The sequence below is a fragment of the Nitrococcus sp. genome (assembly GCF_059432795.1).
Genome location: NZ_JBXWZQ010000098.1, coordinates 1 through 5673, shown reverse-complemented (window position 1 = coordinate 5673; position 5673 = coordinate 1). Strand labels below are relative to the sequence as shown.

7 protein-coding genes are annotated in these 5673 nt (G+C 61.3%); 5 read left to right on the top strand and 2 right to left on the bottom strand.

Annotation, left to right across the window (positions count from 1 at the left end; all coding sequences use genetic code 11):
* Positions 1 to 343: hypothetical protein (locus AC52Q4_RS07320; RefSeq protein ID WP_495536146.1), on the top strand; the 343-nt coding region annotated here is incomplete at its 5' end.
* 12 nt (positions 344 to 355) lie between these two features.
* On the opposite strand, the gene AC52Q4_RS07315 is transcribed toward AC52Q4_RS07320, so the two are convergent.
* On the bottom strand, positions 356 to 1141 hold the full coding sequence (locus AC52Q4_RS07315) for a 3-hydroxybutyrate dehydrogenase (protein WP_495536145.1): 786 nt from the start codon (positions 1139 to 1141) through the stop codon (positions 356 to 358).
* 227 nt (positions 1142 to 1368) lie between these two features.
* Complete coding sequence (locus AC52Q4_RS07310) at positions 1369 to 1824, bottom strand: cupin domain-containing protein (protein WP_495536144.1); 456 nt, start codon at positions 1822 to 1824, stop codon at positions 1369 to 1371.
* A 300-nt stretch (positions 1825 to 2124) separates the two neighbouring features.
* Here AC52Q4_RS07310 and AC52Q4_RS07305 point away from each other — a divergent pair, with 300 nt between their 5' ends.
* The 4 genes from AC52Q4_RS07305 (at position 2125) to AC52Q4_RS07290 (ending at position 5346) form a co-directional block, all read left to right on the top strand.
* Positions 2125 to 2556, top strand: a complete 432-nt coding sequence (locus AC52Q4_RS07305; protein WP_495536143.1) for an MAPEG family protein — start codon at positions 2125 to 2127, stop codon at positions 2554 to 2556.
* Positions 2557 to 3036: 480 nt separating this feature from the next.
* The gene (locus AC52Q4_RS07300; protein WP_495536142.1) at positions 3037 to 4170 is read left to right on the top strand and encodes a carbohydrate porin; all 1134 of its coding nucleotides are present in this window, start codon (positions 3037 to 3039) and stop codon (positions 4168 to 4170) included.
* A gap of 61 nt (positions 4171 to 4231) precedes the next feature.
* Positions 4232 to 4762, top strand: coding sequence for a c-type cytochrome (locus AC52Q4_RS07295; RefSeq protein ID WP_495536141.1), 531 nt, complete (start codon positions 4232 to 4234; stop codon positions 4760 to 4762).
* A 227-nt stretch (positions 4763 to 4989) separates the two neighbouring features.
* Entirely contained in the window at positions 4990 to 5346 is a 357-nt protein-coding gene (locus AC52Q4_RS07290; protein WP_495536140.1) for a hypothetical protein, read from the top strand.
* Positions 5347 to 5673: the final 327 nt, after the last annotated feature.

Sequence of the window (5673 nt, the reverse complement as noted above, 5' to 3'; positions counted from 1 at the left end):
GCCCCGCAGGGTGCTGGCCAGCGGCTGCGGCCTGCGGCGTCGGCCCGGGCGTTTCGGTCACGCGGCGCTTCCGACCGCGGTGTTGCTGCTGCCCGCTGTCATCACGCCTGGTGTCCATCGGCGTGCTTTAAACGGCAGGGGCGAACAGGCGCCGTTGCACTTCGGCGCCTGCACCGCCGTATTGAAATCGGATAGGGCGCGGCGTTTCGAGCGCGCGCCGCTTGCGCCCGTCGACGCCGTTCGCCACTGCGCCTATCCGCTGCCGGGACGGGCGAGGCGTTCTTGGAAGTATTCGAACGATCCACGAGATCCAGCGTTGCCTCCGCCTCTCTTATTGGGGTGAGCTGTGTCAGGGTTAATGCGCGGTCCACCCGCCGTCCAACGGCAGAATTGCTCCGGTGATCGAGGCTGCTTCTTCGCTGGCCAGGAACACGGCCAGCGCGGCAACCTGCTCGACCGTGACGAATCGCTTCGTCGGCTGCGCGGTCAGCAGCACGTCTTTTACGACCTCTTCTTCCGTGATGCCGCGTGCCTTGGCGGTATCCGGAATCTGCTTCTCCACCAGCGGCGTCAACACGTAGCCCGGGCAGATCGCATTGACGGTGATGCCCGACTCCGCGACTTCCAGCGCAACGGTCTTCGTGAGGCCAGCAACGCCGTGCTTCGCGGCAACGTAGGCCGCCTTGAACGGCGAGGCCACCAGCGCATGGGCCGATGCCACGTTGATGACGCGCCCCCAGCCGCGTCGTTTCATCGCCGGCAAGGCGAAACGAATGGCATGGAAGTTCGACGACAGATTGACCGCGAGGATCGCGTCCCACTTCTCGCCCGGAAAGTCATCGACCGGTGCGACATACTGGATGCCGGCGTTGTTGACGAGCACGTCCACCGCGCCGAAACGCTCGATCGCGCGCCCGAGCATGCCCTCGATTTCCTGCGGCTTGCTCATATCGGCGCCGTCATAGACCACCGCCACATCGTATTGCGCTTGCAGCCGGCGCTGCAGATCCTCGATTTCCTCCGGATCACCGAAACCGTTGATGATCAGGTTCGCGCCTTGCGCGCCAAACCCTTCCGCTATGCCCAGGCCGATGCCGCTGGTCGAACCGGTGATCAGCGCTGCCTTGCCCTTGAGTGCCATATCCGTCCCTCGAAAAGTTATCCACCACAGCGCGAACAGCCGCGGAATGCGCCGCAGGGAATAAAGGATCGCGCCGAACAGCGAAACACCGTCGACGCACCCCTCGGGGAGGCTCGCCGATACCTACCGTAACCCCGTCCCACCGCTCACCTATGATCAGCGCACCCCCGATGCCAGCCGCCTCCGCCGCAATCGGGTGAGTCTTCGAAACCTGCTAAATCACCTGGCTACATCACTTTGGCATCGGCACCCGCTTTGTCCTCGAAGATGTCCACTGAGATCAGCACGACCGGCTTCTTGCCGGTGTTTTGACACCAATGGGAAACCCCTTTGGTCTCGGTCACGACTTCGCCGGACTTATGGACGATCGGCACTCGACAGTTGCTCGCGTATTCGACGATCGAGCCCTCGACGATATAGATATGCGCCGGGCGCTCGTCGTGACTGTGCCGAGGAACAATGCCACCAGGGGAGACATCGAGCTGGCGCAGACGGAACAACCGCCCGGGCAGGTTCGGCGCTTCTTTACCGAGATCGACTGCGCTGCGCACCCTGTCTACGACACCTTTGCCAGCATGCGTCACCATCTTCTGGCCCTGGCCGTCCGGCGTGCGTTTGCCGGCTGGACATCCACCCGCGCTGGCAACCGTCGCGGCAATCAATAGAACGCTGAGCACAGCCACGCTCCGGGTGAACCGCCGCCCAATCGAAGCCGTTGTTTTTGAACTGATCCTCATGAGACTCTCTTGCCAGAGGAGGCTGCAGTGCTATCGAGCCGCTGAGAAAGGTCCGCATAGGAAGCTAAAACAATTATAGCCAGCGCCGGGCCGACTTCCCCGGGCCCGATGGGCATTCGCCTCTGGCCGTGGCAAGGTCGCAAATGGGTTTGCTACGGCATCCGGCGTTGCATCGCCCGGCCATCGATGAAGCTTGTGCCCGGAATGCGCGCCGCCAATCGGCAACCGCGTAGGGAGGATCTGTCAATGACCGTGCCCGTATGGACGCTCCTTGGCTTCGCACTCTGGACGATAATGCTGCTGCTTGGGACCGTGGGTGTGTACCGTTGGAGCCGAATTCTCACGGGACGAGCCGCCATTTCCGACTACCGTGAATATCGAATCGAGGGCAAGGAATGGTACAAGCGCGCCCTGCGTGCGCACGCAAATTGCGTTGAGAATCTACCGGTTTTCGGTGCCATCGTGCTCGCGTTGCACGTAAGCGGCATTCAACAACCGCCGGTCAACACCATTGCCGTTTCGGTGCTGCTCGCCCGAATTATGCAGTCACTGATTCATGTCGGCCTCAGCCAGACGAACCCGGTCGTTTTTTTGCGTTTCGTGTTTTTCTTCGTCCAGATTATCGGCTTTCTATGGCTATCACTCATTATTATGCACCATGCCTGGCTCGCCCACTGACGCGTAGACGAACTCATCGCGCCGCGGTAGCACCCATCGTTTTCCGCCCAGATATCCAGCCGCCCTCAGCCGCGAGCGCCGCTTAGACCGCAAATCGCCCCGAATTGAGAAATTCTGCATCTATCAATGTCGACCGGGCGGCGCGGTTCGAAACGAGCCGATCCCGCCTTATTCGGTGGGGGTTTCTGCCATGAGCCTCACAATCGCGGATTATACTTTTTCTAGTGCCAATGTGTCGCAATGGCTGAAGCCGATTCGTCATCCGTGTTGGGAAGTCTCGAACGCAGCGCAGAAAGTCAGGCCGTGCCCACCTCCGCACGTGCAAGAAAACAATGCCTTCCCGGGTGGATGGCACTGGTTCTCTGCCTATGCATGAACGAAGGGGCCCCGGCATCCGACATCCCCGCTGAATCCGCGCCCCAAAGGTCAACGAGCACCTCGCGGCTTTTTGCCGACACGGCCACTGGAGATTGGGGCGGCTTGCGCACGAGCCTGCTTCGCAATGGCATTGAGGTAGGTATCGCCAATACCGGCGACATGATCGCCACCCCACAAAGCGGGCTACCCGACCACATCGGTTACTCCAACCTGTTGGAGGCCTCCCTGAGGGTCAACATGCAGACGCTGGCGAACATCCCGGGCGGCACGGCGTATTTGATGGCCTTGGGCACGCACGGAGACGACCCCGGGGAGGCGACCGGAACCGTACACGCGCCGAGCAACCTGACCGCGGATAATGCGTTTCGACTCTTCGAGCTCTGGTATGAACAGGCATTTATCCAGGATCGGATTGGCGTTCTGGTCGGCTTATACGCTGCGGACTCCGAATTCGATGTCAAGGATACCGCGGGCGTATTCATAAACGGCGCCTTTGGTACCGGGCTGGATTTCTCCGAGACCGGCCGCAACGGTCCGTCGATTTTCCCGATCACCTCGGTCGGTGTCCGCGTGCGGGCCGCCATCAGCGAGGAAATCACCTGGCGCGGCGCCGTTCTCGACGGTGTTCCCGGCGATCCGGACGATCCAGGGGCGACAGCAATCCGTTTCCGCGATGGTGACGGATTGCTGATCTTGAACGAAGTCAACTACGAGCCGGTCGGTTTCGCCTTCCTCCGCTTCGGCTTGGGCGCGTGGCTTTATACTGGGGACTTCGAAGATGTGCGCGATACCACCGCGAACGGCACTGCCGCCGTTCGGGACGGATCGCAGGGGATATACGGCTTCGTCGAAGGGGTGATATTCAGTGAGCCGCAGGCCCCGGATCAGGGGCTCAGCGGCTTTTTACGCGCCGGCAAAGCGGAGGAGGATGTCAATCAGATCGGTGCCTATTATGCGGCCGGGCTGATTTACACGGGCTTGATACCGGGTCGAAACCTCGATGTCCTTGGCTTGGGCGTCTCTGTTGGGGTCAACGGGGAAAAATTTCGAACCGCCCAGAAAAGCGCCGGCACCCCTGTCACCAATTCCGAGACAGCGCTGGAGCTGACTTACCGCGCCCAGGTCCTCCCCTGGTTCAGCTTGCAGCCGGTTCTTCAATACTACGTCGACCCCGGCAGCGACCCGCAAGCGGATGACATCATAGGCGTCGGATTTCGTTTCAGCGTTAATCTTTAACAGAGCTCAGGTACTCTCTATGACACGGCGCAATCGCAGACGATTCCGGTGGCACCTTGTGATGCTCGCACTACTGCTCGTTGCCGGATGCCAAACCAGCACGCTGGAGGAAACGCCGATCCGAGCAACCCCCGGCAGCGCAAGCAATCAAGGCGACAAGGACCAATGCCCGCCGATTCGCAACACGCCGCGCGCCCCCGAGCGGTACTACCAAAGACAAAACCCGCTGGAGCCCACGCCCGAAAACCTAACCCGAGGGAAGCACCTGTACCTGACCGAGGCGGAACCGATTCCCTGCGCGGAGTGCCACGGAGCAAACGGTGACGGTAAAGGTCCCATGGGTAGACATCTGCAACCGCCTCCCACCGATTTCACCTGTGCCGAGTTGATGGAGGCGTTGCCGGACGGGCACCTGTTCTGGGTCGTCTCGACTGGCGCTGGATTCTTCGAGCAGCAGCCCGGGCACACCCGGCAGGCGATCAAGCGGCCGGGGCGACGTGCACGCGCCACGGCCATGCGCGGTCACAGGAACTATCTGACGGACCACGAAATTTGGCAACTGATCCTTTATGTCAGGACGTTCGCCGAGTAGAGACTGCAGCCAGTCACAAATGAGCTGCCGAGCACGTTGGCGTCATCGCTGTCTGACGAGTCGGGGTAGAGAGCCAAGAAATGACCTACACTCTTTTGAAGTTCGCGCACATGCTCGGAGCCATGCTCATCGGCGGAGGTTTGACCCGGGGCACGGCCCCCCATTTCCTCGATCTCACGCTGCTTTTTTGATCGTCGATCCAACCTCGGAAAAAGGAACCAACCATCATGAAATGGTCATTGGCCGTACTTGTCGTAGTGGGCGCTTTCTCTGTATCCACCGGCACCGCCCGGGCGGCTAGCCCGTACGGTACCCCGCAGGGCAATCAGATGCCGCAGCGAATCTACGGCGGCCATCTCATGACGCAGCAGGAGCGTGTCGAGCATCGCGCGAAAATGCGCGCTGCGAAAACCGCCGCGGAACGCGAGCGGATCCGCGACGAGCATTACCAGCAAATCAGACAAAGGGCGAAGGCGCGGGGAATGGTGCTGCCTAATCGACGCCCTGGCCGAGGGCGCGGGCTAGGAACCAAAAACAACGGCCGCATGGGCATCGATGATGCCTGGGATCAGGAGGCGCCATAGGCTCGGGCAGTCGCCTGAGGGGGCGTCTGAACGCTAGCATCGAGCAACCCAGCCGGTCCTCTCGCAGGCGCCAAATGCAGCGGGCACGCTGCGTTTGGCCCGATGCATCCGGGTCTTCCCACTTCTGCGAAGGCCTGCTGATCCGCCCTTGGAAAGCGTTGACCACAAACGTGGAGGCGGCAGTCAGCGGTACCGCCTGACAGCATGACTTGACAGTCCCGAGTGCTGTCAATGCGCGCGCAATGCCGGTTGTCCACAGTTTCGCGCAGTGATTGTCCAGCGCTCGCTCTGGCTAGCGGCTGGTACCGCTTGCGCTGGGCAAACTTC

Coding starts and splice junctions, on each gene's coding strand:
- AC52Q4_RS07315 (WP_495536145.1), bottom strand. CDS start 1,141: ATGGCACTCAAGGGCAAGGCAGCGCTGATCACCGGTTCGACCAGCGGC.
- AC52Q4_RS07305 (WP_495536143.1), top strand. CDS start 2,125: ATGACCGTGCCCGTATGGACGCTCCTTGGCTTCGCACTCTGGACGATA.
- AC52Q4_RS07295 (WP_495536141.1), top strand. CDS start 4,232: ATGCTCGCACTACTGCTCGTTGCCGGATGCCAAACCAGCACGCTGGAG.
- AC52Q4_RS07290 (WP_495536140.1), top strand. CDS start 4,990: ATGAAATGGTCATTGGCCGTACTTGTCGTAGTGGGCGCTTTCTCTGTA.